Annotated in this window: 30 protein-coding genes; 12 read left to right on the forward strand and 18 right to left on the reverse strand. The window is 70.3% G+C overall.

The window, feature by feature from the left end; all coding sequences use genetic code 11:
- Positions 1–55: 55 nt before the first annotated feature.
- From ACFYWI_RS25950 to ACFYWI_RS25985, 8 genes are all read right to left on the reverse strand, one after another.
- Positions 56–472, reverse strand: coding sequence for a gas vesicle protein K (locus ACFYWI_RS25950; RefSeq protein ID WP_389236929.1), 417 nt, complete (start codon positions 470–472; stop codon positions 56–58).
- Entirely contained in the window at positions 462–701 is a 240-nt protein-coding gene (locus ACFYWI_RS25955) for a gas vesicle protein (protein ID WP_389236931.1), read from the reverse strand. The genes ACFYWI_RS25950 and ACFYWI_RS25955 overlap by 11 nt, the downstream gene beginning before the upstream one ends.
- On the reverse strand, positions 698–1,513 hold the full coding sequence (locus ACFYWI_RS25960) for a GvpL/GvpF family gas vesicle protein (protein ID WP_389236933.1): 816 nt from the start codon (positions 1,511–1,513) through the stop codon (positions 698–700). The genes ACFYWI_RS25955 and ACFYWI_RS25960 overlap by 4 nt, the downstream gene beginning before the upstream one ends.
- Positions 1,506–1,973: a gas vesicle protein gene (locus ACFYWI_RS25965; RefSeq protein ID WP_389236935.1), complete on the reverse strand. Its 468-nt coding sequence runs from the start codon at positions 1,971–1,973 to the stop codon at positions 1,506–1,508. Before ACFYWI_RS25965 ends, ACFYWI_RS25960 begins: the two co-directional genes overlap by 8 nt.
- A gap of 64 nt (positions 1,974–2,037) precedes the next feature.
- Positions 2,038–2,286, reverse strand: a complete 249-nt coding sequence (locus ACFYWI_RS25970) for a gas vesicle protein GvpG (protein ID WP_389236937.1) — start codon at positions 2,284–2,286, stop codon at positions 2,038–2,040.
- 13 nt (positions 2,287–2,299) lie between these two features.
- Positions 2,300–3,013: a GvpL/GvpF family gas vesicle protein gene (locus ACFYWI_RS25975; protein WP_389236939.1), complete on the reverse strand. Its 714-nt coding sequence runs from the start codon at positions 3,011–3,013 to the stop codon at positions 2,300–2,302.
- Positions 3,014–3,016: 3 nt separating this feature from the next.
- Entirely contained in the window at positions 3,017–3,502 is a 486-nt protein-coding gene (locus ACFYWI_RS25980; protein ID WP_389236941.1) for a gas vesicle structural protein GvpA, read from the reverse strand.
- 30 nt (positions 3,503–3,532) lie between these two features.
- The gene (locus ACFYWI_RS25985) at positions 3,533–3,838 is read right to left on the reverse strand and encodes a gas vesicle protein (RefSeq protein WP_389236943.1); all 306 of its coding nucleotides are present in this window, start codon (positions 3,836–3,838) and stop codon (positions 3,533–3,535) included.
- Positions 3,839–3,948: 110 nt separating this feature from the next.
- On the opposite strand from ACFYWI_RS25985, the gene ACFYWI_RS25990 reads away from it, so the two are divergent.
- From ACFYWI_RS25990 to ACFYWI_RS26000, 3 genes are read left to right on the forward strand one after another with little or no spacing between them, the layout of a single operon-like run.
- Entirely contained in the window at positions 3,949–4,575 is a 627-nt protein-coding gene (locus tag ACFYWI_RS25990) for a histone protein (RefSeq protein WP_389236945.1), read from the forward strand.
- A 4-nt stretch (positions 4,576–4,579) separates the two neighbouring features.
- Complete coding sequence (locus ACFYWI_RS25995) at positions 4,580–5,524, forward strand: SRPBCC family protein (protein ID WP_389236947.1); 945 nt, start codon at positions 4,580–4,582, stop codon at positions 5,522–5,524.
- Positions 5,517–5,729 (forward strand): CsbD family protein, encoded by a 213-nt coding sequence (locus tag ACFYWI_RS26000; protein ID WP_389236949.1) that lies wholly within the window; start codon positions 5,517–5,519, stop codon positions 5,727–5,729. The genes ACFYWI_RS25995 and ACFYWI_RS26000 overlap by 8 nt, the downstream gene beginning before the upstream one ends.
- Before the next feature lie 257 nt (positions 5,730–5,986).
- Here ACFYWI_RS26000 and ACFYWI_RS26005 read toward each other — a convergent pair whose 3' ends face one another.
- The 8 genes from ACFYWI_RS26005 to ACFYWI_RS26040 form a co-directional block, all read right to left on the reverse strand.
- Positions 5,987–6,409 (reverse strand): molybdopterin-binding protein, encoded by a 423-nt coding sequence (locus ACFYWI_RS26005; RefSeq protein ID WP_389236951.1) that lies wholly within the window; start codon positions 6,407–6,409, stop codon positions 5,987–5,989.
- 168 nt (positions 6,410–6,577) lie between these two features.
- On the reverse strand, positions 6,578–6,997 hold the full coding sequence (locus ACFYWI_RS26010) for an OmpA family protein (protein ID WP_389236953.1): 420 nt from the start codon (positions 6,995–6,997) through the stop codon (positions 6,578–6,580).
- A 96-nt stretch (positions 6,998–7,093) separates the two neighbouring features.
- Entirely contained in the window at positions 7,094–7,510 is a 417-nt protein-coding gene (locus ACFYWI_RS26015) for a universal stress protein (RefSeq protein ID WP_389236955.1), read from the reverse strand.
- Between the two features lies 1 nt (position 7,511).
- The gene (locus ACFYWI_RS26020; protein ID WP_389236957.1) at positions 7,512–9,005 is read right to left on the reverse strand and encodes an APC family permease; all 1,494 of its coding nucleotides are present in this window, start codon (positions 9,003–9,005) and stop codon (positions 7,512–7,514) included.
- Positions 9,006–9,129: 124 nt separating this feature from the next.
- Positions 9,130–10,803 carry an acyl-CoA dehydrogenase family protein gene (locus ACFYWI_RS26025; RefSeq protein ID WP_389236959.1) on the reverse strand — a complete coding sequence of 558 codons (1,674 nt, stop codon included), beginning with the start codon at positions 10,801–10,803 and terminating at the stop codon, positions 9,130–9,132.
- Positions 10,800–11,444, reverse strand: coding sequence for a TetR/AcrR family transcriptional regulator (locus ACFYWI_RS26030; protein WP_389236961.1), 645 nt, complete (start codon positions 11,442–11,444; stop codon positions 10,800–10,802). The genes ACFYWI_RS26025 and ACFYWI_RS26030 overlap by 4 nt, the downstream gene beginning before the upstream one ends.
- Before the next feature lie 265 nt (positions 11,445–11,709).
- The gene (locus tag ACFYWI_RS26035; protein ID WP_389236963.1) at positions 11,710–13,731 is read right to left on the reverse strand and encodes a SulP family inorganic anion transporter; all 2,022 of its coding nucleotides are present in this window, start codon (positions 13,729–13,731) and stop codon (positions 11,710–11,712) included.
- Positions 13,725–14,345: a carbonic anhydrase gene (locus tag ACFYWI_RS26040; protein WP_389236965.1), complete on the reverse strand. Its 621-nt coding sequence runs from the start codon at positions 14,343–14,345 to the stop codon at positions 13,725–13,727. Before ACFYWI_RS26040 ends, ACFYWI_RS26035 begins: the two co-directional genes overlap by 7 nt.
- Before the next feature lie 260 nt (positions 14,346–14,605).
- On the opposite strand from ACFYWI_RS26040, the gene ACFYWI_RS26045 reads away from it, so the two are divergent.
- The 3 genes from ACFYWI_RS26045 (at position 14,606) to ACFYWI_RS26055 (ending at position 17,334) form a co-directional block, all read left to right on the forward strand.
- Positions 14,606–15,409 carry a response regulator transcription factor gene (locus ACFYWI_RS26045; protein ID WP_389236967.1) on the forward strand — a complete coding sequence of 268 codons (804 nt, stop codon included), beginning with the start codon at positions 14,606–14,608 and terminating at the stop codon, positions 15,407–15,409.
- Positions 15,406–16,887: an ATP-binding protein gene (locus tag ACFYWI_RS26050; protein ID WP_389236969.1), complete on the forward strand. Its 1,482-nt coding sequence runs from the start codon at positions 15,406–15,408 to the stop codon at positions 16,885–16,887. The genes ACFYWI_RS26045 and ACFYWI_RS26050 overlap by 4 nt, the downstream gene beginning before the upstream one ends.
- A 93-nt stretch (positions 16,888–16,980) precedes the next feature.
- Positions 16,981–17,334 (forward strand): cupin domain-containing protein, encoded by a 354-nt coding sequence (locus ACFYWI_RS26055; RefSeq protein ID WP_389236971.1) that lies wholly within the window; start codon positions 16,981–16,983, stop codon positions 17,332–17,334.
- Positions 17,335–17,342: 8 nt separating this feature from the next.
- On the opposite strand, the gene ACFYWI_RS26060 is transcribed toward ACFYWI_RS26055, so the two are convergent.
- Both ACFYWI_RS26060 and ACFYWI_RS26065 read right to left on the reverse strand, forming a co-directional pair.
- Complete coding sequence (locus ACFYWI_RS26060; protein ID WP_389236973.1) at positions 17,343–17,831, reverse strand: potassium channel family protein; 489 nt, start codon at positions 17,829–17,831, stop codon at positions 17,343–17,345.
- A 177-nt stretch (positions 17,832–18,008) separates the two neighbouring features.
- On the reverse strand, positions 18,009–18,992 hold the full coding sequence (locus tag ACFYWI_RS26065; RefSeq protein WP_389236975.1) for a YhjD/YihY/BrkB family envelope integrity protein: 984 nt from the start codon (positions 18,990–18,992) through the stop codon (positions 18,009–18,011).
- Between the two features lie 212 nt (positions 18,993–19,204).
- On the opposite strand from ACFYWI_RS26065, the gene ACFYWI_RS26070 reads away from it, so the two are divergent.
- From ACFYWI_RS26070 to ACFYWI_RS26095, 6 genes are all read left to right on the forward strand, one after another.
- Positions 19,205–19,927, forward strand: a complete 723-nt coding sequence (locus tag ACFYWI_RS26070; RefSeq protein WP_389237047.1) for a GAP family protein — start codon at positions 19,205–19,207, stop codon at positions 19,925–19,927.
- Between the two features lie 195 nt (positions 19,928–20,122).
- Positions 20,123–20,599, forward strand: a complete 477-nt coding sequence (locus ACFYWI_RS26075; protein WP_389236977.1) for a DUF6325 family protein — start codon at positions 20,123–20,125, stop codon at positions 20,597–20,599.
- A gap of 63 nt (positions 20,600–20,662) precedes the next feature.
- Entirely contained in the window at positions 20,663–20,947 is a 285-nt protein-coding gene (locus ACFYWI_RS26080) for an SHOCT domain-containing protein (protein ID WP_389236979.1), read from the forward strand.
- Between the two features lie 34 nt (positions 20,948–20,981).
- Entirely contained in the window at positions 20,982–22,361 is a 1,380-nt protein-coding gene (locus ACFYWI_RS26085; RefSeq protein WP_389236981.1) for a chloride channel protein, read from the forward strand.
- A gap of 132 nt (positions 22,362–22,493) precedes the next feature.
- Positions 22,494–24,020, forward strand: coding sequence for a gluconokinase, GntK/IdnK-type (locus ACFYWI_RS26090; protein WP_389236983.1), 1,527 nt, complete (start codon positions 22,494–22,496; stop codon positions 24,018–24,020).
- A 159-nt stretch (positions 24,021–24,179) separates the two neighbouring features.
- The gene (locus tag ACFYWI_RS26095) at positions 24,180–25,094 is read left to right on the forward strand and encodes a cyclase family protein (protein WP_389236985.1); all 915 of its coding nucleotides are present in this window, start codon (positions 24,180–24,182) and stop codon (positions 25,092–25,094) included.
- Positions 25,095–25,229 lie beyond the last annotated feature (135 nt).

The following is a 25,229-nucleotide window of genomic DNA, read 5'->3' on the forward strand; positions in this document are numbered from 1 at the left end:
CCGTGGAGCGGCGGCCACCGGGGCCGCCGCTCCACGGCAGCCGCCGACGGCCGCGTCACTCGGCGGGCGGCAGAAGCGTTCCCAGCGGGCCGAGATCGAGGTTCAGATCCTCCATCGTCAACCCGTACTGGTCGCACAGCGAGTTCATGCGCTCGTGGAGGAGCATGAGGGTCGTCCCCAGACGCTCCTCCTGCTCCTCCGAGAGGTCTCCCTGGTCCACCCGGTGCAGGGCTTGGCGCTCCATCAGCTGACGCAGCAGCTCGACCAGGGTGAGAACCAGCTTCATCAGGTCCCGTTCGACGGTGTCGGGATCGCTGCTGATCCGGCGGGCCGGGGTCCCCGCGGCAGCCCCAGGGGCCGGCAGGTCCCGGGGGGCGGCAGGCAGGAGACGGAAGGCTCGTGCGGCGGCATCCGCGACCTCGTCCAGCCGCCGCCCCGCGCCCTGTGCCTCGTTGGCCTCTTCAGATGTCATGGTCGCCTCGCGGGGGTGCCGGGACGGCCCACGGCGACTGGGTGTCCTCGCCGATGGAGGCGATGAGAGCGTGCAGCGAGACGCGTACGAGATCGATGTCGGCGATGGACAGCACGACGTCGCCGGTGATGACGACTCCGCCGCTCAGGAGGCGGTCCAGCAGATCGATCAGGGCGACCTGCCGCTGTGCCAGGGGTTCGACCGCCGACGAGGGGCCGGATTCGGTCATGGGCGCACGTCTTCCGTGACATCGCCGGACGCGGCTGGGGGAGTGGCGAAGGAGTAGGGCGCCCAGGGGCCCGTCACCTCGACCCGCACTCCCGGAAGGCCGTCGGCGGCATGTGACACCGCGCTGCGGAACTCCTCGGCGCGGTCGCGGGGCACGAGGTAGGCATCGTTGACCACGTTCTCGCCCGGAGCGCTCGCCAGTTCGCCCTGCTGCACACGGTGACCCGCCCGGTCGGCGGCGTACTCGTGCCCTGCGGCCACGACCCGCTCGGCCGCCTGATGTGCCGCCTGGTAGACGCCGTCCCGGACACTCTTCTGGGCCCGGCGACTGCGCAGGTACGCCCGCCCGGGTGTCACACCGGGCGGGGAGGCGGGTTCGGGCGCGGCGGGTGCGCGGGACGGTTCGACGTAGATCTTGACCCCCCATTCCAGATGCCCGGAAAGGTGGGCCAGGCGCTGCGCGAACGCGTGCCGCCCGGCGTCCAGGACGTCCTTCGCCCGGCTGTCGTCGAGATAGACGGTCGCGAGCCGCAGCGGAAGCACGGTGGTGCGGGCCGCGAGCGCCTCGATCACACCGTGGTGGGCACGGGCGACCGCCTCCAGCCACTCGAGGTCCTCCAGGTGCCGTTTGAGGGCGTCTTCGTCGAAGTCCTGGGCGGGTACGGAGCTGACCACGAGCGCCAGCTCGTCCTCGCCCGTAGCGGGCAGGAGACGGACCGGGGCGCCGTCGACACCGGCGAGCGCGGCCACGGCATCCTCCAGCTCGCCCGTGTTGTGGGCGACGGCGTAGACGTAGGTGACACGGTCAGTCATCGCTCACGTCCCCTCCGCGACGCTTGCTCCCGCCACCGGTGCCGCCGCCGCGTCCGCGACGCGCCCCGGCGCGGGGCTCTTCCTCGCCCTCCTCCGTCGTCCCGCCTCCCTCGGTCAGCGCGGCATCGCCCTGCCGCAGAGCATCGATCTCCGCACGCAGCCGCCGGTTCTCCTCGGCGAGCGAGTGATCGTCCCGGCTCCGGGACGACAGCGCGGGGTCGTGCTCCCACCAGTCGATGCCCATCTCCTTGGCCTTGTCGACCGAGGCGACCAGCAGGCGGAGCTTGATGGTCAACAGCTCGATGTCGAGCAGATTGATCTGGATGTCGCCCGCGATGACGATGCCTTTGTCGAGCACGCGCTCAAGGATGTCGGCGAGGTTGGCCGAGGATCCCTGACCGTACTGGGGCGTCGCTCTGGAGGGGTAGGAGCCGAGCCTGTTGGCCACGGGTTCAGTCACAGTGATGGCCTCGCGTTTCCGTCAGGAGTCACTTGCACGTCTCAGGTGCCCTCTCCAGGCCGTCTCACAACCGCCCTTCCCTGAACGCCTTGATCTCCTCCAGCCGGTCGAGCAGTTCGTCCTCCCGCCGGTCGAAGGTCTCTTCGTCGATGTGCCCCGCGACAAGCTCTGCCTCGAGTTCCGCCAGTTCCTGCTGTACGCGCGCCGGGTCGTAGTACGAGTCCTCGGCCGTTTCCAGGACCCGTTCCATCACCCATGCGACGCCGCGTACCGGCGCCAGCGGGAGGGTGACGATCTGGGTGAGAAGTCCCATGAGGTGTCCTCTTTCACACAAAGCTGTAGGGAGGGAGCGGACCGTTGAGCCGGAACTCGAATTCGTCCCCCATCTGGTTGGCGACACTCAACTCGGTGGTGAGGAACTGCTCTTCCTGGTCTTCGGCCACCAGGAAGGACACGCTCAGGAAGTCTTCGCCGGTCGGCGGAGAGGGGTCGTGGTCCCGGGAGAACGGACGGAGCGCCTCGATCACTCCCGAGGCCAGGGCCTCCTGGCGTGCCTGAACCTCCTGAGCGACCAATTCCCCGAGCGTCACCTGAAGTTCCGGCCCTCCTTCGCCGCGGCGGAGCTGATTGTTCAGATCCCGGGCCATGCTCGACTCGTCGAGGATCCTGCGCAGCAGCGACTCCTCGTCCTGCTTCACCTTCAGGTGGTACTCGGCGCAGCCGTTCAGCGCCGCCAGCCTGTCCGTGTACTCCGCGGCGCGCTCCTTCAGGGTGGCCTGGACGGTCTCGTCGTCCGGGGCCGTGAGGCCGAACCTCAGGGGCAGCACAGTGCCGTCGCTCATCAGGCTGTCCTGTACGGCCTGGTGCGCCATGAGGTCGCGTCGTTTGGGCCGCAGATCGTCCGGCGCGTCGCTGACCACTGCTCGCAGTCCGCCGGCGCTCACCGTGCGCAGGTCGGAGGGCGGATCGCCGACGCCGGTGACACCGTCGAGACGCAGCGGGTGCTGCTCGTCGGCGATGGAGTAGACGTAAACGGCCATGGCTCACTCCTCCTCGCGTTCCTTCGCACGCCGGGAGGGCCGCCGGGCGGGCCGCCGCCTCTCCACGGGTTCCTCCTCGTCCTCGTCCTCCGCAGCCCTCGCCTTCCTGGGCTTCTCCTCTTCCTCGTCCTCGTCGTCACCCTTCAGGGCGCCCGTCACGGCTTCCACGGCACCGGTGAGCGCACCCTTCGACTTGCCGCGGGCCCCGCTCTCGACCGTGTCGCCCACGATGTCGGTCAGCTTCGCCGGCGCCCTGTCCCCGGACTCGAGGTCGAGCCGGTTACAGGCCTCGGCGAAGCGCAGGTACGTATCGACGCTGGCCACGACGATGCGGGCATCGATCTTGAGAAGCTCGATCCCGACGAGTGAGACGCGGACAAAGACGTCGATGACCAGCCCGCGATCAAGAATGAGTTCCAGGACGTCGTAGAGATTTCCTCGACCACCGCCCCTGGAGACGGCGCCTTCGCCTTGCGGCACCATGGTCATGGTGCCTCCCTTCGCCGGCCGGCTCCTTTCTCAGGGCCGCCGGTCGCTCTGTCCTCGGGTGTAGCGACGGGTCCGTTCGTAGGACACCAGATCGCCCTCCTTGTCCAGAGTCACCCGGTAGCTGGCCATCAAACTTGTGGTCTCGGGAATGCGCTCCAGCTCGAGGACCTCGACGTCGGCCTCCCAGCCGTCGTCGGTCGGCTTCAGGGCGGAGACGGATTCGGGGGCCCGCCCGAGCAATTCCGCCAGCTGGGACGCCGCGGCACGCATGGCCCGTGCCGCCTTGCCCCTGGCGGGTTCTCCTGCGGCCATCGTCGCTCCCGATGTTCGGAGCATGCGCCACATCGGGCGCACAAAAAGACAATTTCATCATATAGGGACATGTCTGGCAGGGGTGCGGGCACCCGAACCTGAGAGTCCGCCGAGTGACCTCGAAGGGATGGCTCATGAAAGACTCGACCAAGATCGCAGTCGCGGCCGCGGTCGCGGGTGGCTACGTACTGGGACGCGCGAAAAAGGGGCGGCTGGCCCTGGCGGTGGCGACCTATCTCGCCGGGCGCCGCCTCGATATCGATCCGCAGAAGCTGGTCACGCAGGGCTTGAGCAAACTCGGGGACGTACCGCAGCTCGCGGAGCTGAAGGATCAGATGCGGGGCGAACTGCTGGACGCCGGACGCAAGGCGCTGGCGGCCACGGCGGACCGGCGTCTGGCCGGTCTGGCGGATTCTCTTCATGAACGCACACTCCGCATCGGCAAGGACGAGGAAGAGGAGGAAGAGGAGGAAGAGGAGGAAGAGGGCGAGTTCGAGGACGAGGCCGAGACCGGCGAAGAGGGCGAAGCCGAGGCTGAAGAGGAGGAGGCCGAAGAGGAGGAGGACGAGGAGGAGGACGAGGAGGAGAGGCCACCGGCGAAGAAGGCTGCCGCCAAGAAGTCGTCGGCCGGCCGGAAGGCCGCCAAGAGGGGGACGGGGGAGAAGCCTCCGGCCAAGAAGAGTGCCACCCGGAAGTCCCCTGCGAAGAAGGCGCCCGCGCGGAAGACGGCGGCGAAGAAGCCGACCGAGCGGCGGAGGTAGGGCCATGGCCAAGACAGATCAGAACCTCGGCGATGGCCTGGACAAACTGCGCGGTGAGTTGGGCAACTATGTCGGTGCTCGCGTAGGGCACCTGGCTGACGCCGCCGGTGACAAGCTCGCCGGTGTCACCGACAAACTCCTCGATTCCGCCGAGAGCGGCGGCTCACTTCTTCCCGGCTTGAACATGAAGTCCCTCCTCGGCGCGGGGGCCAAGAGCATCAAGGACAGTGTCGTGGACAAGGCGAAGGGCGTGTTCGGCGGCAAAGGCAAGCGCAAGTCCGGCACCACGAAGGTCATGAACATCATCGAAGTGCTCGACGTGGGTGTACCGATTCGCACGGCGTACGACCACTGGACGCAGTACGAGAAGTTCAGCAGCTTCACCAAGGGCGTACGGGACGCGTCGAAGGACGACGAGATCAACAGTGCCTGGAAGGTGAAGGTCGGCCCCTCGACCCGCAGCTGGAAAGGCAAGGTCCAGGAGCAGGTGCCGGACGACCGGATCATCTGGACCTCCGAGGGTGCCAAGGGCACCACGCGGGGTTGCGTCAGCTTCCACGAGCTCGCACCCGCTCTGACGCGCATCGTGCTCGTCGTCGAGTACTACCCCTCGGGCTTCTTCGAGAAGACCGGCAACATCTGGCGCGCTCAAGGGCGCCGTCTGCGGCTCGACTTCAAGCACTTCCAGCGCTATGTGACGCTCACCGCGGAGGAGCCCGAAGGCTGGCGCGGCGAAATCCGCGACGGCGAAGTGGTCCGCACCCACGAGGAGGCGTTGGAGGACGAGGAATCGGCAGACCAGGACGAGAACGCCGAGGACGAGTACGACGAGGACGTCGCGGACGAGGAAGAGGACGACGAGGAGGACGACGCCCCTGAGGACGCATACGAAGAGGACGAGGACGTCGAGGACGAGGAAGAGGACGAAGGAGCTGATCGCCGTGGGTGACCAGGGCAAGAAGATGCGCGGCAAGGCCCAGGAGACAGTGGGCAAGGCGAAGCAGAAGGCCGGAGAGGCGACGGACAGCGAAAAGCTGCGCATGAAGGGAACCGCCGACCGTGCGGAAGGCAAGGCCCGCCAGGCCGAGGGGGAGCTGGGCGAGGCAATGGACGACTTGGCGGACGAGGCGAAGAGGAGCCGTAAGCACCGCTGAGCCGGATGCCGTCGTGGCAGCCCCGGCAGGTGGACAAGATCCACCTGCCAGGGCTCCGTTCTGCCCCGCGGTCGCGGGTGATCGCCGGTTCACCCGCCGCGGACAAACGCTATGCCCGCGACGTCCACTGACCTCCGGCGTCGAGCCACCGGCGGACGATTCCGAACGCACGCCCGGCAGCCTGACCCCTGCCCTTGCAGTTCGAGGGGCGTGGCAGCCATCCGGCCGCCGACGGGCGGGAGCCGGGACGCGATGGCTCAGACGGCGGCGAGGGCGACCTCGCTCGACTTGATCAGCGCGACGACGGAGGAGCCGGGGGCCAGGCCCAGGTCGGCCACGGCGTCCTTGGTGATCGCGGCCGTGAGCTCGCCTCCGCCCGGGACGGAGACTTTGACGCCGGCCATGGCACCGCCGGTGGCGATGTCGGTGACGGTGCCAGGGATCTGATTGCGGATGCTGACGCCCTCGACGGGGCCGGTCGCCAGTGCCACCTCGGTGGACTTGACCAGCGCGCGAACGGCGGAGCCCTCGGCCAGCCCGAGATCCTCCACCGCCTCGCGCGTGACGGCCGCGGTGATCTCCTGGCCGCTGTCCAGAGAGACCCCGACGGTTGCCATCACCTCGCCCCGGGTCACGGAGACGACGGTGCCGGGGATCTGGTTGCGGATGCTCAGGCTCATGAAGAAGCGCCTCACATGAATGGTGCGATCTGTCCTGTTTTATTCCTGCGTCGAGGCTCACCGTAGCGGCGACGCCCTCGACGGGCGAGCCGGCCACCTGGTCAACGGCTGAGCGGCGAAGGCAGCGGGCGGGATCCACGCAGTCTCCCGCCCGCTCTCGGACGGGTTTCAGCCGGAATCGGCGCGGGGGAAGGACACCTCCACGCGACGGTTCTTCCTGCGGCCTTCGTCGGTGGAGTTGCCGGCGACGGGGTGGTCCTCGCTGTGGCCGACGACTTCGTAGGCGATGCCCGCATCGGCCGACTCGGCGGCGAGCGCCTCGTGCACGGCCTCGGCGCGCTGCTCGGAGAGCACCTTGCCGTGCTCGTACGAGCCGAGGTCGTCGGTGTAGCCGGCGATCTCCACCTTCTTCGCCCCGTGCCTCTTCAGCTCTTCGGCGAGCGCCTCGATGCGTCGACCGGCAGCGCTGCCGAGCTGTGCACTGTCCTTGCCGAACAGGACTTCGGACCGAAGGATCAGCTTGATGCTGTCGTTGGTGTCCTCGCGGCGCTCCTCGCCGGTGAGGTTCCTCGACCGACCTGATGTCAACTCCCTGCGCGCTGTGGCCGCGGCGAGGCGTGGTGGGTCCGGGGACGGTGACCGATACGGCAGTTGACGCTCATGTCCGGGTGGGCGGACCAGGTGTCAGTCCTCCGTGGGGACGCAGAGGACCGGGACCTTCGACAGGTGGAGCAGTTTGTGCGGGGTGGAGCCCAGGAGGGCGCCGCGCATCGGACTTTCACCCCAGGTGCCGACGACGATGACACGTGCCTCATGGCGTGCGGCGGCATCGAGCAGGGCCTGGGCCGGCTTTTCGTCGAGGAGTTCCACGACCGTCGGGACACCGGCCGCCTCGGCGGACTCGAGGGCGTGGGCGAGCGCGGAGCGCCCGGCCTGGAGGATGGCCTCGTGGTGGCTGCGGTACTCCTCGCCGAGGCCGCCGGGGGCGGCGGCGCCGTAGACCAGGACAAGGGCCTCGCCGAAGGCCGCCGCGACCTCGATCGCCACGCGCAGGGCCCGTGCCGCGGCGGGCGAATCGTCGTATCCCAGGACGACGGACATTTTATGTCTCCTTGCGGTGGACGAGCTCCGGGTCGGCCACGCCGCGGCGCTCGGCCCAGAAGACGCCGGACTTCAGTCGCCAGAAGCACATGACGAGCACGCCGATGAGGGCGATCCCGATGCCGATGACCAGTGGTGGGCCGAGCCCGAACCAGGAGACACCGCTGTACGAGTTCGCCGGGTCGGCCATGTCGGTGACCGATTCCACCAGCAGCCAGGCCAGCAGGCCGGCGCCGACCAGCGGGCCGACGCCGATCAGCAGGAAGTTGTGCAGGCTCTCGGTCAGATGGCGGCGGTAGTAGATCACGCAGGCCAGGCCGGTGAGCGCGTAATAGAAGGCGATGAGCAGCGAGAGCGCGGTGAGCGAGTCGAACAGTGCGTTCTCGCTGATCCGGTTGACGACGAGATACCACGCGATGGCGACGGCGGCCACCCACCAGGTGCTCACATCGGGCGTACGGAACCGCGGGTGGATGTGGGCGAAGGGCCGTGGAAGGGCGTGCCGTCGGGCCATGGACAGCGCGGTGCGGGAGGCCGGGATGATGGTGGTCTGGGTGGAGGCCAGTGCGGAGGTGCACACGGCGAGGAGCACCACCCAGTCCCAGCCGCCCATCACCTCCCGGGCGAGAACGGCGAAGATGGCTTCCTCCTCGCCGGCGTTTTCTGCGAGGAACGCGGGGCCCGCATAGGCCACGACGGCGATGGCGACCGACAGATAGGTCACCAGCAGCACGATGGTCGACCAGATGCCCGCCTTGCCGGGGGCGGTGGCGGAGTCCCTGACCTCCTCGGTGAGGTTCACCGCGGACTCCCAGCCCCAGTAGATGAAGACCCCGAGCAGCAGACCGCCGGTCAGGGCCGCGCCGCCGGCGCCGAAGGGGTTGAGCCAGTCGAAGGACGGTTCGACGGCGTCCAGTGCGCTCGTACCGGCGTACGCGCGGTAGATGGCCACCACGGCGAAGACGAGCAGGAAGAAGACCTGGGCGAGGATGAGGACGTTCTGGACGTGGGCCGACATCTCCGTGCCGATGACGCACACGGCGGTCATCACCAGGATCAGGACCACCGCGAGCGTCTGCCGGATCGCGTCGTTCTCCGCCCAGCCGTCGAGACCGACTGCGAGCAGCCCGAAGTGGACGGCGACATCCGCCAGCGACCCGACCACGAGCACGCCGGTCATGGTGATGGCCCAGCCGCCGAGCCAGCCGGTCCAGGGACCCATCGCCCGGGTCACCCAGGAGAAGGTCGTCCCGCAGTCCTGGTCGACCTTGTTCAGATAGTAGAAGGCCGAGGCGATCAGCAGCATGGGGACGAAGGAGGCCAGCATCACGCCCGGGGCGTAGATCCCCACCAGGGCCACGATCGGCCCGATGGCGGCGGCCAGCGAGTACGCGGGGGAGGTGGAGTTGAGACCGATGACGAGCGCGTCGAGGAACCCGATCGCATCGGCCTTCAGCTCTCCGGGCGGGCTGCTGCCCACGACATCCTCGGCCATGGTCCTCGCTTCGTCGGCGCGCGGGTACACACGCATGGTCGCGCAGCCGGGACCCCGGCGCATGGCGAGGACCACCGCAGGTGGGGCATGAGGCCGCGTCAGCCGCCTTCTGCACCCGTCCCGCTCAGGCAGCGGTGCCCGGTACGCGGTCGATGACCCCGGCGAGATCGAGCCCACCCGGCAGGGTGCCGAAGGCCAGCCCGCGATCGCCGGCCAGCCGGGAGGCGCAGAAGGCGTCGGCCACCGCACCAGGGGCGTGCCGGACCAGCAGGGAGCCCTGCAGCACCAGGGCCATGCGCTCGACCAGGCGGCGGGCGCGCAGTGCGGCGTCCTCGGTGGGTACCAGCTCACCGCGCAGCTGCCGCCAGGCCTCGTCCAGCCGGCTGTCCGCGCCCGCCGCGGCCTCGACCTCGGCGCGGTAGGCCTCCAGTGATTCGGGCTCGCGGGTCAGGGCGCGCAGCACATCGAGTGCGTTGACATTGCCCGAGCCCTCCCAGATGCCGTTGAGCGGAGCCTCCCGGTAGAGCCGCGGCATGCCGGAGGCTTCGTCGTAGCCGTTGCCGCCGAGGCATTCCAGGGCTTCGGCGACCGCTGCCGGCTGCCGCTTGCAGACCCAGTACTTCCCTACCGCCGTGGCCAGCCGCAGGAACGCCCGCTCCTGTGCGTCGCCGCGCTGGGCCCGGTCGGCCGCGCCCGCGACCCGCAGCGCGAGGGTGGTCGCCGCCTCGGACTCGATGCCCAGATCGGCGATGACATTGCGCATCAGCGGCTGGTCGATCAGCTTGGCACCGAACACCGACCGGTGGCGGATGTGGTGGGCGGCCTGTGTCAACGCGGTGCGGACCCCCGCCGCCGAGCCCAGAATGCAGTCGAGCCGGGTCATCGTCACCATGTCGATGATGGTCCGCACGCCCTGCCCCTGCGGGCCGACCGGCCAGGCGACGGTGTCGTCGAACTCGGGCTCGCTGCTGGCGTTGCTGCGGTTGCCGAGCTTGTCCTTGAGCCGCTGGATACGGAAGGTGTTGCGGCTGCCGTCCGGCAGCACCCGGGGCACCAGGAAGCAGGACAGACCTCCCGGGGACTGCGCGAGGACCAGGAAGAGGTCGTTCATGGGGGCGCTGGTGAACCACTTGTGGCCGCGCAGCCGCCAGGTGCCGTCCGGTTGTTCGGTCGCGGTGGTGGTGTTGGCGCGTACATCGGTGCCGCCCTGCTTCTCGGTCATGCCCATCCCCGCCAGGAGACCGCGCTTGCTCCCGGGGGCCCGCAGGCCGGGGTCGTACACGCGGCTGGTCAGCAGCGGTTCGTACAACGCCGCAAGCTCCGGCGCCGACCGCAGCGCAGGGACGACCGCGTACGTCATCGACACGGGACAGCCATGGCCCTGTTCGGCCGAGCTCCACGTCATGAAGCCCGCCGCGCGGGCCACGTGGACGCCGGGCCGGTCGTCGGCCCAGGGCGCACCGCCCAGACCCTCGCTGATGGCCACGTCCATCAGCGCGTGGTACGAGGGGTGGAAGTCCACCTCGTCGATCCGGTTGCCGTACCGGTCGTGGGTGCGCAGCAGCGGCTCGCAGCGGTTGGCCTCCTCCGCCCAGCGCTGGACCTGCTCCGAGCCGGCGAGCCGGCCCACGCGGTGCAGGTCGTCGACGTACCACTCGGCGCCCTCGCGCCGCACTCCCTCCAGCAGTGCGCAGTCGTCGGCGACGTCGTGCCCGACCAGCGGCGGGACCTGGTTGGTCACCTCGTGCGTGCGCGCGGTGGGATTGCTGCTCGGCGCTGAGTCCGTGGTTGCGGTCATCGAAGTTCTCCAAGGCGTAGGGGTCGGACGGCGGGCGTGGCGCCGGCGCAGCGCAGGGACATCGCCACGAGTTCGCTGATCGGGTGGCCGGCGGCTGTGCCCTCCGCCGGAGCGGACAGCGGGTCCACCAGAACCTCGCCGATCGCCCCGGTCAGCGCCGCGGCGGTGACCTCCGGGTCCTGGTCGGGGAGCAGCCCCGCCTCGATGCCCTCACGGATCACCTCGGCGAACACCGCGCGGTAGCGGCGCCGGAAGCTCAACCGCTCCTGGCCCACCGCCGGTTCGGCCGGTGCGGCGAGCAGGGCGTAGGCCAGACCCCGGCGCTCCATGGCGCGACGGGCGAACACGGCGACGCCGAGGCCCAGGCGTTCGACCGGGTCCCCGCTGCCCTGCCGGAGCACCTCGCTGAGCACCTCGACCTCCCGTCCCGAGGCGCGGCGGAAGACCTCGACGGCCAGGGCCCCCTTGGAGGGGAAGTGCTGGTAGACCGAGCCGACCGACATCCCGGCCGCGGCGGCGACCGCGGTGACGGAGGCGTTCGCCCAGCCCACGTCGGCGATCACGGTGGTGGCCTGCGCCACGAGGTGCTCCCTGGCAGCGGCGAGGCGGTCCTGCACTGCGGGCGTCTTGCGGTAGGCCATGAAACAAGTGAACCATCGTTCAGACCTTCCTGCCAGCGCGGGCCCCCCGGCGCTGATCCCGGGCAGGGAAGCCGGCCGGTCCGGGGCGGGTGACGCGACGGGTAGGGGCTGCAACGTGCTGGTGCCGATGCCCATGCCGCCGCACGCGCCGGTCGGGTGGACGCCGGGAGGGGCGGCGCGCCGTCTCGCGGCGCGCCGCCCCTCACCCGTGCCGCGTGTGTGCGCGGCACGCCGGGTGCGTGGCCCCACAGGGCCGGGGGTCGGGTCAGTGCATACGCATCGGGGCCCCGTACTCATCCGTCCAGGCCGCCGGGGTGGTCGAGGCCGTCGCGTCCATGAAGGCCGCGGGGTCCGAACGGCCCTCCAGCGGAGTCGGGTCGAGATAGAACCACTGCGCCGTCGGCCCCGGCACATCCGCCGGCCCACTGTCGGGCGTCGGCTGCGCCTCGGACGGGGCAGGGACGGGCGGGGCCGGCGCGTTCGGGGTGTTCGGGCGCAGCAGTTCCACGCGTACGTCCGAACTCCGGTGCTGGGCCACGAACTCGTCCACCTGACTGCGGCAGGCGTGGTCCCAGTGCGCCACGGCGGTCAGATCGAGCCGGATCCTCGGCGTACCGGCGGCGCCGACGGCCTCCAGCGCGTCGATCAGCTTCGGCAGTCGCAGGAAGGTCGCATTGCCCGTCATGACCAGGGTCGCGGTGTCGCCCTCCACGCGGGTGTGCACCGAGGTCTGCGACATCCGCAGCGCGGCCAGCACGATGCCCGCCGCGAGACCGACCAGGACGCCTTCGAGCAGGGCGGTGAAGAAGATCGCGACCGTGGTGAGAGTCATCACCACGAGCTCGCCGCGGTCCTGCCGCCACATCTTGGGGAACTCCTCCGGCGCGAACAGCTTCCAGCCGCTGTGCACCAGCACACCCGCGAGTACACAGATCGGAATGAGAGCGAGGACATTCGGCAGCAGCAGGGCGAACGCGAGCAGCCACAGGCCGTGCAGCGTACGGGACAGCCGGGTCTTGGCCCCCGCCTGCACATTGGCCGAGCTACGGGCGACCACCGCGGTGATCGGCAGCGCCCCGAGGAAGCCGCTGATGGTGTTGCCGACGCCCTGTGCGATCAACTCCGAGTTGTATCGGGTGCGTTCGCCGGTGTGCATACGGTCCACGGCGGCGGCGGTGAACAGGCTCTCCGCCGAGGCGATGACGGTGAACGTGAGGACGGTGGCCAGAATCGAGCCGTTTGCAAGTGCCGCGAACTCCGTCGGCCCCGGAACCTGCACGGACGCCAGCAGGTTGCCGACCTTGAGCGTGACGATGTCGACCCCCGGCAGCGAGGCCACGGCCATACCGCCCGCCACCGCGACCAGGGCGGCCGGCACCTTGGTCACCGGACCCGGAATCTTCTTCCACACGAAGCTCAGCACGACGGTGGCGACACCGAGCCCGGCCGCGATCGCCTTCTGCGGATCGGCCAGGGTGCGCCCGACCAGGTCCACGATGCCCAGCATGTTCTCGATCGGTTTGCCGATGGCCTTGGCGTCGGCCAGCGGATACGCCTGGCTGAACATCAGCGGCAGGCCGATCCCGGCCAGCATGCCCTGCACCACGGCGATGGAGATCGCCTGGAACATCCGGCCGAGCCGGATCAGCCCGAGTCCGATCTGCAGCACCCCGGACGCCAGCACGATCACGCCGAGCATGGCCAGGCCGTGCTCCAGTACCGCCTCGGCGACCAGCGCCGCGAGTCCGGCCGCGGGGCCGCTCACCTGCAGCGTGCTGCCGCGTGCCATGCCGACCACCAGGCCGCCGATCACGCCGGAGATGATGCCCAGTTCGGGCGGCGCGCCCGAGGCCACGGCCACACCGATGCACAGGGGGAGAGCGACGAGGAAGACGACGAAGGAGGCGGTGATCTCGGTGGCGAGATCGACCTTCTGACGGCTCGTGCCCCTTTTTTGGTCGGCCGACCTGCTCTTCGCGGGCGGCTGCGGTTGCCGCGTCGGCGGCGTTGGTTGCGGTGGATGAGAGCCGTCCACGGGGGGCGCATTGCCGTACGAGTCGTACCAGATGTCGGCCTCGTACGGGGCCGACCCTGCGATGTCCGGCCCCGTGACGCCGGACGCGGCGGTGTCCGGCCCCGCGATGTCCTCCACGGACGGCGTCGACTGCGTACGACCCGGCCCGCGCCCGGAGCGCCCGGCCCGGTGCCGGCCGCCTCCGCCCGTGCCCCGGCGCGCCCCGCGGCCGTAGCCCTTGCCGAGCTCCTGCTCCTGACCGGGGCTCAGCATGCGTGCACCCGGAAGTTGCCGTCGTCCTCGCCCAGCTCCCAGAGCTTGCCTGTCTCCACCTCGTAGTACCAGCCGTGCAACCGCAGCACGCCCTCCGCCAGCCGCCGCCGGACCGCCGGGTACCCCTGCAGCGCAGCCAGCTGTACCCGCACGTTGAACTGCGCGAGCTCCGTGACCTGTGCCTCGTCGCTCAGGCCGGCGGGCCCACGGTCCAGCACGGGAGCGAGCCCGGGCCTGGCGACGTCCAGCCAGGCCCCCACCCGGGGCAGGGCGGAAAGATCCTTGCCGGAGGACAGAGCGCCCATCGCGCCGCAGTGCGAGTGCCCGCAGACGACGATGTCACGGACGTCCAGCACCTCGAGCGCGTACTCGACCGTGGCGGCCTCGCCGGACACCGGGTGCTGCTCGTACGGCGGCACGATGTTGCCCGCATTGCGCATTTCGAACACCTCGCCAGGCCGTGCACCTGTGATCAAAGCGGGTATGACACGGGAATCGGAACAGGCGATGAAGAGTGCCTGCGGGAATTGACCCTCGGCAAGTTTCCGATATGTGTCGCTTTCGAAATCGACCCGGCGCCGGAACGAGCGGGCGCGATCGAGCAGAGCCTTCATGGTGCCTCCTCAACTGGTGGTTGTGGCCAGGACCTGGCTCAACACCGTAGGGAGAGCGATGCAAGGCGAAGGTTAGAGCAACGCTAGAGCCACACCAGAATTGAGAGAGCCGCTGTGACCTCGCTCCCAATGTCCCTGGACCCGCACGCCGTTGATTTCAATCAATGTACGGTGATCGTCCCGGGTGCGGACTATCGGGGAATTCTCGCTGTGCAGATTTACTCAGGATTTACTCTGGATTCACGGGAAGACGGAACTCAATGACCCTGCGGGCCTTGCTCATCGAGGACGACGAGACGATCGCCGGACCCCTGGTGGAGGGCCTCGGCCGCTACGGCCTGACAGTGCGCCATGTGTCCACCGGTGCCGCCGGGCTCCAAGGCCCCTACGGGGACGTCGTCCTGCTCGACCTGGGGCTTCCCGACATGGACGGCATCGACGTGTGCCGAGGCATCCGCCAGGCCTCCGACGTGCCGATCATCATCCTCACCGCGCGCAGCACGGAGGCCGACCGGGTGGTGGGTCTGGAACTGGGCGCCGACGACTACGTGGCGAAACCGGTCAGCACCCGGGAGTTGATCGCGCGCATCCGGGCCGTGACCCGCCGCACCGCGGCATGGGCGGGCGCACCTCCGGCCACCGCCGCGGCAGTCGCGGCCCCCGCTCCCGGGGCCTCTCCCCACATGACGGCGCCCTCAGCGGCACCCGCGCCCGAACCCGGAGCCGTACCATCGCAGTTCACCCCGACCGGTGCGCTGATCGTCGACCGCCGCACGCGTCAGGTCTGGATCGGGGACAGCCCGATCGCCCTCACCCCCAAGGAGTTCGACCTGCTGGCGCTGCTGGCCGAGGACCCAGGGGCGGTCTACTCCCGACAGGAGATCCTCGACCGGGTCTGGGATCCCCACTTCCACGGGCCCACCAAGACCCTCGACGTCCATGTCGCCACCCTGCGGCGCAAGTTGGGCGACCCGGCGTGGATCCAGACCCTGCGCGGGGTGGGTCTGCGTCTGGCCGTACGCACGCACAACGACACAGTCCACGCGGAATCGCAGAACCGATGACCCGCCGACTGGTGCTCAGCCATCTCGCCCTGGTCACCCTCGTTCTCATCTGCCTGGAGATCCCGCTCGGCTACGTCTACACCCGTGCCGAACGCGAGCGCGCCACCAACGCCGCCACGGAGGAGGCGGAATCGCTGGCCGACCACACCGCCCTCTCCCTCGTATACGGCCACCCCGAGGAACTCGCCCGGCGGGTGGACGTCTGTGCGGAACGCGTCGGTGGCCGCATCCTGGTCGTGGACAGCAGCGGCAAGCTCCTCGCGACCTCGCACCCGCTCAGCCCGGCCCAGCGGGCCGGTCTCGCCCGACGCCCGGAGATCAGCGCCGCACTGCTCGGCGGCGACGGAGCCGACGTACGCACGTCCACCATCGGCGGCGTCCAGTGGCTCTCGGTCGCCGTTCCGGTCCGGCACGGAGGCACTCTGCACGGGGCCGTACGTCTCAAGGTCCCCACCGACGCCATCGCGAACGGTGTCCACCGGGTGTGGCTGGTACTGGGACTGGGCGGGCTCGGGGTACTGACCGCAGCCGCCCTGGCCTCCTTCGCACTGGCCCGCTGGATCGGCCGCCCGATCTTCGAACTGGAACACGCCACCCGCACCTTCGCCGGCGGCAACCTGTCCACCCGGGCCTCCGCCACCACCGGACCGCCCGAAGTGCGCAGTCTGGCCGCCACCTTCAACCGTTCGGCCGCCCTGCTGGTACATCTGCTCGCCGAGCAGCGCGCCTTCGCGGGCGAGGCGTCCCACCAGTTGAAGACCCCCCTCGCCGCGCTGCGGCTGCGCCTGGACAACATGGAACCCGACATCCTGCCCCATCTGCGGGGCAGCCTGAACGCGGCGATGACCGAGACCGACAGGCTGGGCAGAATGGTCGAAGGTCTCCTCGCCCTCGCCCGGATGGAGGAGACCGCGCTCACCCCCGAACGCGTCGACCTGGATTCGATACTGGAGGACCGTTCCCTCGCCTGGTCCGGCCTCTACGCGCGGCAGGGCGTACGCCTGGACGTCATCGGCAAGCCGGAGGTCACCACGCTAGCGCTGCCCGGGGCCGTCGAGCAGATCCTGGACAATCTGCTCTCCAACGCGCTGCGCGTCGCCCCCGAGGGCAGCGTGGTGACAGTCTCCCGGCGGGTCACCGCCAACGGGGCGGAGATCCAGGTCCAGGACCAGGGTCCAGGTATGAGCCCCGAACAGCGCGAGAGGGCGTTCGACCGGTTCTGGCGCGCCCGGGACGCGCCCGCGGGCGGCACCGGGCTCGGCCTCGCCCTCGTCCAGCGCCTCGCCCTGGCGAGCGGCGGCGAGGCGCTGCTCCTGCCTGCTCCGGGCGGCGGACTCAGGGCCGTCATCCGCCTCCAGCGCGCGACGCCCCAGCGCTCGACGTCGCGACGCTCCAACCTGCCGGGACTCCCGTACCCGCGGCGCCGCCGGCCGAGGGCCGGCGCGGGCAGCGCTGCGGGGAGGACAGGGAAGAGGTGAGCGGCAGGCTCGTCATAGCGTCGCCCCGGCGGGGCCGCCGGACGGCACTGTGTCCCTGGGCCGCGTCGGCGGGCATGGCCTAGCGTCGCTGCCATGACCACGTTCACCAGCTTCGCCGTACACGTCCCCGCCGCCGAACTTGAGCCGGACCCCCTTGACCCGGCACAGATCGTGCGGGGCACTCCCGAGGTGTCGTCAAAGGTGCTCTGGGAGTCGCGGGACGGCAAGCAGATCCGGGGAATCTGGCAGATCACCCCCGGCGTGGTGACCGACACCGAGGCGAACGAACTCTTCGTCGTCGTCAGCGGCCGGGCCACGATCGCCGTCGAGGGCGGCTCCACCTTCGACGTCGGTCCGGGCGACGCGTGCGTGCTCCGCGAGGGCGACCGGACGACATGGACGGTCCACGAGACGCTGCGCAAGGCGTACCACATCACCCTGCCGTAGGACCGTTCTCAGCGTGCCTCACGGTTGTCGAGCAGGTGCTCGACACGGTCGAACCGTTCGTGGAGTGCCCGCACCTCGGCGTGGAACGCCTCCTCGCCCTCCCGCGTGTACTGGCGAACGGCCGTGCCCACGTTGTGGGCGTCCTGCTCCGCCCTTCCGACGAACCAGGTGGCGATGGCCGCGGTGATCATGCCGAAGGTGGTGATCCCGGCCAGCATCACCACCGCGGCGATGACACGGCCCCAGGCGGTGACGGGGTAGAGGTCTCCGTACCCGACGGTCGTCGCGGTCTCGACAGCCCACCAGACGGCTTTGGGGAACGAGGTGATGTTGGCCCCAGGGGCACCCTGCTCGGCGCGCACGACCAGCGCGGCCCCCGCGAGCAGGATGACCGCGGTGGCCAGCGACACCCACAAGGCGGCCCGCACATGAAAAGTCCGCCACCACGTGCTGCCCAGCAGGCGGCCGAGGAAGAGCGCGAAGAACGACTGCTGCACAGGCAGACCCTCCGGGCCACGGGCAGGAACTTGACGGTGAGGCTACCGCCGCGTGCGGCCGTCGGCGCTCTGACACGCGACCCTCCCCCCGGCGGTCCTGTCCCCCCGACGGGCTCCGTGCGGGAGGGCGTACCGCTCCGTCAGGACGCAGCACTGCGGCGCCGCGCCGGTGAGGTGTCACATGCCCCGCCCGGTGTTCCGCGAGGCGGGAGGCGGACTGCCCAGACGGCGGGCCAGGGGCGGTTCCTGGGCCACGACGGCTCCCGCGCAGATACCCACGGCGGTCGCCACGCAGACCACGATCAGCCATGACAGCAGGACGAACACCGAGCCGAGCGAACCGTACTCGGCAAGGGCGCGATTGAGTGCCCGGGGCATGTAGAAGCGCGCCCCGATCGACAGAGCGGTGACGGCGATCGCCGTGAGGACGGCACCGGGCAGCAGGGGCAGCCAGCGGATCAGGCCGCCCAGCAACAGATGCTGGGTCCACCACCAAAGGGCTGTCTGGGACAGCAGGGTGATCGGGATGCCCAGCCACAGCCCGACACCGAAGCCGTTGCGCAGCGGCGCCTGCACGACCAGGACGGCAAGCCAGACTCCGATCCACGCCAGCCAACGCCACGCGGCGATCTTCGTCCCCGCCCGGGGGATCTCCCAGGCCCGTTTGCACAGGCGTTGCATCGCCCGGCTGACAGCGGTGGCGGAGAGCAGCACCATCAGCGACCCCACCACACCGGTGGCCTCGCGCAAAGGGTCGGTACTGGACTTGTACACCTGCTCCAGCTGCGTGTTCGCGGCGCCGGTGAGCCCGAAGACCGCGCGTACGGAACTGATCAACTGGTTGCGCACCCCTTCCGGGGCGAAGGATCCGACGACGAAGAGCAGCGGGACGGCGGTCAGAAAGCACTGCGCCGCCAAACGGGTGGCGGAGTCGAAGATGTTCACCGACACCATCCGCGCGGCGAGATGCGAGATGACCGGGAAGCGCGCCTCGGTCCGTGTGTGCAGACGCTTGCCGGCGGCGATCAGCTTTCCGTACCGTGCCTGCCACCAGGACGCGTGGAACACGGAGCCGGAACGGAGGGCCGCCGCGTCCTGTTTCCCGGCCTGCGTCCCCTCGCCCGGCCGCGCCCGGGGGTCGTCGGGCTCCGTGGCGGGCATCAGCCGGCCGTGACGGCACCCGGGCTCTGCGAACGACCCCTCACCTGCGACGGCACCCGTCCGGACCTCGTCATGGCCTGCTCCTTCCCTGCGACCAGAGTGGGGGACGCGGTACACGGCGTCATCTCGGGGAGCCGCCGGTCCGGTAAGCAAAAGTGGCGTTTCCGTGCTCTTTGCGTACTCTCGTGATGTCGCCACACGATTGGGTCGCCATGGTCCTCGACCTGCTCCTCATCGCGCTGGCCATCACGCTGGACCCCTTGCCGATCATGGCATTCGTCCTGGTGGTGTCCTCCACCAAAGGCGTGTGGAAGGGCCTTGCCTTCATCCTGGGCTGGTTGGCCTGTCTGGTTGCCGTGTTCGCCCTGGTCCTCGCGCTGACCGGCGGACAGCCCCCGCCGCCCCGTTCGGCGCCGTCCACGGCGGGACTCGCGGCGAAACTCGCCGTCGGTGTCTCGCTGGTGCTCTTTGCCGAGCACCGGCGACGGCGGCTCGGATCCGCCCGCGAGCCGGTCCCCGGCGCTGCCGGTCCGCCGCCTCACCGCCGGGCTCACAAGGCGCTCCGCAAGTCCGCTGGTTCGCGGTCGTCACCGTCCATGACCTCCCGAATGGACCGCAGCTCGCCCTGGGCGGCGGCAGGACTCGCCGTGTTCCTGCAACCCTGGGGCCTGGTCGCCGCGGGCGCGACCACGGTCGTCGAGGCGAACCTGTCGCATTTCTCGTCGTGGGTGGCCCTGTTCGGCTTCTGCATCCTCGCCACCGCGAGCCTGCTGGCCGCCGAGCTGTACATGGTGTTCGCACCGGACGCGGCCCAGGCCCGGCTGATGAAGCTGCGCGCTGTGCTCGAAGCCCACCAGGATCAGGCGATCGTGGTCATCTGTCTGTTGCTCGGCCTGTGGCTGACCGGGAAGAGCATCTATCAGCTGACCAGCTGACGCGGCGCGGACCCCGTCGGCCGTCCGGCCCACCGTGGCCCCGAGGTCCGCGGCGCCGGGCCCAGGAAGTGCGAAGCCTTGCGCGGGGTGCTGCAATGGCCTGGTGGGCTGTCAGCCGCCGCCTGACGCGGCGAGCGCCGCCGGACACGAGTGGCGCCGAGGCCCGGACCCCCGACCCGCTCGTCAGGAGTGGCCATGAGCGACGACGTCGAACAGAGCGACGACATCGAACAGATGGGACCCGTCGACTACCTGGTCGTCGAGTTTCCCGGCAACCGCATGACGGGCGAGGGCTTCCCGCTGCTCGTCGATCTGGTCGATCGCGGCATCATCCGCATCCTTGACCTCCTCTTCGTCCGCAAGGACACCGACGGCTCGGTCACCGCGGTGGAACTGAAGGATCTCGGCGACGAGGTCGATCTGACCGTCTTCGAGGGCGCCTCCTCCGGGCTGCTGGGCCAGGACGACATCGAAGAGGCCGGTGCCGCGCTGGAGCCGGGCAACTCCGCCGCCGTCCTGGTGTACGAGAACGTCTGGGCGGCACCCTTCGCCCGCGCCATGCGGCGCAGCGGTGCGCAACTCGTGGCGAGCGGCCGTATTCCGGTCCAGGCCCTGCTGGCCTCCCTGGAAGCCACCGAGGCGACGGCACCGGGCACACAGACAACCGGCTGACGGCAATGGCCCGGGGACCGTCTCCTCGGCGGCCTCCGCATGCACCGTGGGAGATGAGTGAACATGCCCGGACTTATTCGTGGTGTCGCCCGCACCGCCGTCGTCGCCGGAACCGCCACCGCGGTGTCCAACCGCGTGTCGCGGCGGCAGGCGGGCCGCTGGGCCCAGCAGGACGAGCAGCAGCAGTCCCAGCAGGCCACGGCACCCGCTCCGGCCCCGCCTCCCGCCGCCCCCGAGGACGAGATGAGCAACAAGATCGATCAGCTCAAGGAACTTGCCGACCTGAAGGCCCAAGGGGTGCTGACGGAAGAGGAATTCGAGGCACAGAAGCGCAAGATCCTCGGCTGACCAGGGACATGGGGGACCGGGAAGGGACGACCCCATGACGGAGCCGAGTCCGCGACCGGCCGCGTCCGGCGGTGGCGCGCAGCCGGAGGAGGCGGACCGGCTGCGCGACATGCTGCGCAACCCGGGGTATCTCAAAGCGCTCGTGTTCTGCGCCTTGATCGGCGTACCGGTCTCGCTCGCGGCCTTCTGGTTCCTGGTCGTGCTCCACGAGCTGGAGCATCTGATGTGGGCCGACCTGCCTCAGGCCCTGAACTGGGACACCCCGCCGTGGTGGTGGCCGCTGCCCCTGCTGCTGGTCGCCGGAATCCTGGTCGGCCTGGTGGTCAGGCACCTGCCCGGCGCAGGCGGTCACATCCCCGCCTCCGGCCTGCACGCGGGAGGCTCCCCTCCGAAGGCGCTGCCAGGGGTGATCATCGCTGCTGTGGCCAGCCTCCCGCTCGGCGCGACCCTGGGTCCCGAAGCCCCTCTGATCGCCCTCGGCGGTGCTTTGGCCGTGTTGTTCAGGAACCTCGCCCAGGCGCCCCCCACCCCGCAGAGCACGGTGCTCCTGAGCGCGGCCGGCGCCGCGGCGGCCATCTCGGCGATCTTCGGGAACCCGTTGATCGCTGCGGTGCTGCTCATGGAGGTGGCGGGAGTGGGCGGTCCGCAGCTCTTCGCGGTCATGCTTCCGGCGCTGTTGTCCAGCGGGGTGGGCTCGCTCGTGTTCACCGGCTTCGGCCGCTGGACCGGCCTCGAGACCGGCAGTCTCTCCCTGAAGCTGGGTGTACCGATTCCCCGTCTCGACGCCGGAGACGTGCTCTGGTCGGTACTGATGGCCGTCGTGATCGGTGTCCTGGTGCATCTGGTACTGGTCGGAGGCCGACGGGCCACCGTGTTCATCTCGGTACGTCCCGTCGTCCACACGGCCCTGTGCGCACTGGCCGCCGGCGCCTGCGGCGCCGTGTACGCACTCATCACCGACCGGTCGCCCGCCGACGTGGCCTTGTCCGGTCAGCAGACGCTCACCCGGCTGGCCGCCGATCCGCACTCCTGGGGAGTCGGCGCCCTGATCGCCGTACTGCTCTGCAAGGGCGCGGCCTACTCGCTCTGCCTGGGCAGTCTGCGAGGCGGACCTGTCTTCCCCTCGCTGTTCCTGGGCGGCGCGGTGGGTGTGCTGTTCGCACCCCTGCCGGGCCTGGGGGTCGTACCCGGACTGGCCGCGGGCATGGCGGCCGCGATCGCCAGTGCGCTGCGACTGCCGGTCAGCAGCGTGGTGCTCGTCGTTCTGATGCTCGGCGGTTCCGCCATGATCCCGGTGGTCATCCTGGCCGCCGTGGTGGCCTTTGTGACCACGGAGCTGCTTCCGCCCGGACCCGCACTTCCACCGTTGGGCAAGCCCGCCGGACCTCCGGCCACCGGCGCGGGCCCCGCCTGAGGCAGGGCGGTGCGGCGCCCTGCCGGGTGGACCCCGAAGCAGAGGAGCGACGTAACCCCAACGGCCGTACGGGTTTCACCCCACCGGTCGTGCGGACCGGCAGACCGGCCGTGCGACACCAAGGAGCGCATCATGACGAGTCACGACACGGCCATCGAGGTGCCGGCGGCCGTGGTGCTCGTGGTCGGTGTGTCGGGATCGGGCAAGTCCACGGTGGCGCGGCTGCTCGCGGACCGGCTGGGCCGGCCCTACCGGGACGCGGACGACTTCCACCCCCCGGCAAACCGCGCCAGGATGGCGGCCGGCGAACCGCTGACCGACGCGGACAGAGCGCCGTGGCTGAGCGCAGTCGCCGCGTGGATGGATCAGGAGATCGCGGCGGGCCGACGGGCCGTCGTCACCTGCTCCGCGCTCAAGCATGCCTACCGGGACCAACTGCTCGCCGGACGGCCCGGGGTGCGTCTGCTCTATCTGCGCGGGTCGCGAGAACTCATCCGCTCCCGACTGGCGGCACGGCACGGCCACTTCTTCCCGACCTCCCTGCTGGACAGCCAGTTCGCGGATCTCGAGGAGCCCACGCCCGACGAGCACCCGTGCGTGGTGGAGATCGACCGGCCGCCGGAAGCCGTCGTCGCGGCGGCGATGTCACTGCTCGGCGCGGACCGCGCCCCTGACCACCCGTCCCCCGGCACGGCGGGCGCCCGTGCCCTGCCGACCGAGGAGCCGCACATGCCCCCCAACGCAACAGGAGAACAGTGGCAGCTGCGCCACGGCGGGCAGCGGGCCGTCGTGGTGCAACTGGGCGGCGCCCTGCGTCACTACGAGATGGACGGCCGGCCGCTGCTCGACGGGTTCACCGCGGACACACGGATCACCGGCGGCCGAGGCCAGCTTCTCGTCCCCTGGCCCAACCGGGTGGGTGGCGGGCGCTATCACTTCCAGGGGCAGGACCTGCAACTCCCGCTGACCGAACCCGAGAAGCACAACGCGATCCACGGACTGCTCCGCTGGACCCCGTGGCAGCTGCTCGCCCGGAGCGACGACACGGTCAGGGTGGGCACCACGCTCTTCCCTCAGCCGGGGTATCCCTTCCTGCTGGAAGTCCTCGCCGAGTACCGCCTGGGAGCGGACGGGCTCGAGGTCGCCGTCACCGCGACCAACGCGGGAGACACCGCGGCGCCCTACGGGGCCGGCCAGCATCCCTATCTGACGGTGGGCACCTCCACGGTGGACACGGCGCTGTTGACCGTGCCCGCCCGCTACCGGCTGCTCACCGACGAGCAGGGCCTGCCGGCCGGCCGGGAACCGGTGGAGAACACGGACTACGACTTCCGCACCGGCCGCCCCATCGGCGAGCAGCAACTGGACACCGCTTTCGACGGACTCGACCGGGACCCTTCCGGGCGGGCCGTGGTGCGGCTGGCACACCCCTCGGGCCTGCACGGCATCGACCTGTGGCTCGGCGAAGGCGCCCGGTACGTGCAGGTGTACACCGGTGACACCCTGTCCGAGCCCGCGCGGCGGCGCCGCGGTGTCGCCGTGGAAGCCATGTCCTGCCCGGCGGACGCCTTCCGCAGCGGTACGGGGCTCACCACGCTGGAGCCGGGTGGCAGCCATGTGCTGCGGTGGGGACTCGGCCCCTGGGGGACCGCCGGCTGAGAACGGCGTTGCTGTCGCGGGCCAGCACCGGCCGACCGACAATGAGACGCCGCGACACACCGGACGCGCGACGAACAGGACGACGCCCCATGGCCGAGTCGTCTGCGGGAGGCACGTATCCCCATGGCTCCGCACACGCAACCCCCAGCCTCGCGGAACATGAGCGCGGACGCGTTCCGGGTGCTCTACACGGACCTGCGCGACCAGGCACGGCACGGCCCCGAGGACCGGCGCGGGGCGCTCGGCCATCTCACACCCGAGCGCGTGGTGGCCGCCGCCGCCGAGGTCCGGTCGGGGCGCACGGTGTCCCTCGCCGCGCCCGTCGAGACCCTGCCCGGACCGGACAACCCCCATCCCGCGGATCACCGGATGACCGGACCCGCCGACGGTGACATCGGTGCGGACGGGCTGCACTTCGCGCTCGACCGCTTCGCGATGAACGTGCACGGGGACGCGGACAGCCATCTCGATGCGCTGTGCCACGTCATTCTCGACGGCGAGCTCTACAACCGTGTGCCGGCGAGCACGGTGACGCCGGACGGGGCCGCTGCGCTCTCCCTCGACGTGGTCCGGGACGGCATCGTCGGTCGTGGCGTACTCCTGGACATCCCGCGGCTGCGCGGTGTGCCCTGGCTGGAACCCGGCGATCACGTGACGGAGGACGACTTGACCGCGGCCGAGGCCGCGCAGGGGGTCGGGGTCGGTCCGGGGGACCTCCTGCTCGTCCGCGTGGGGCACCGCCGCCGGCGCCGGGAGCTCGGGGCCTGGAACGCGGCGCAGTCCCGGGCCGGACTTCATCCGACGGCGATGCGGTTCCTGGCCGATCGGCACGTCGCGGTGCTGGGCTCGGACGGCAACAACGACACCGCCCCCAGTGCGGTGGCGGAGACCGCTTTCCCTGTGCATGTACTGGCGATGCACGCCATGGGCGTGCACCTCATGGACTATCTGCAGTTCGAGGACCTGGCGGCGGAGTGCGAACGGGCGGGGCGCTGGAGCTTCCTGTGTGTGGTGGCCCCGTTGCGGCTCCCAGGGGCGACCGGCTCTCCGGTGAACCCGATCGCCGTGCTGTGACCGTGTTCCGATGGCGGCTCCCCGGGTGCCGCGAACAGGAAGGACGGATAAGTTCGAACAGGCGGAACGGTTGCTCTTCCGCAGCGCGGAGTGACAGGACCCGGCGAAAGGCAGGGCCGCGAGCGCAAGGACGGT

The organism is Streptomyces sp. NPDC002889 (assembly GCF_042888425.1).
Classification (GTDB): domain Bacteria; phylum Actinomycetota; class Actinomycetes; order Streptomycetales; family Streptomycetaceae; genus Streptomyces.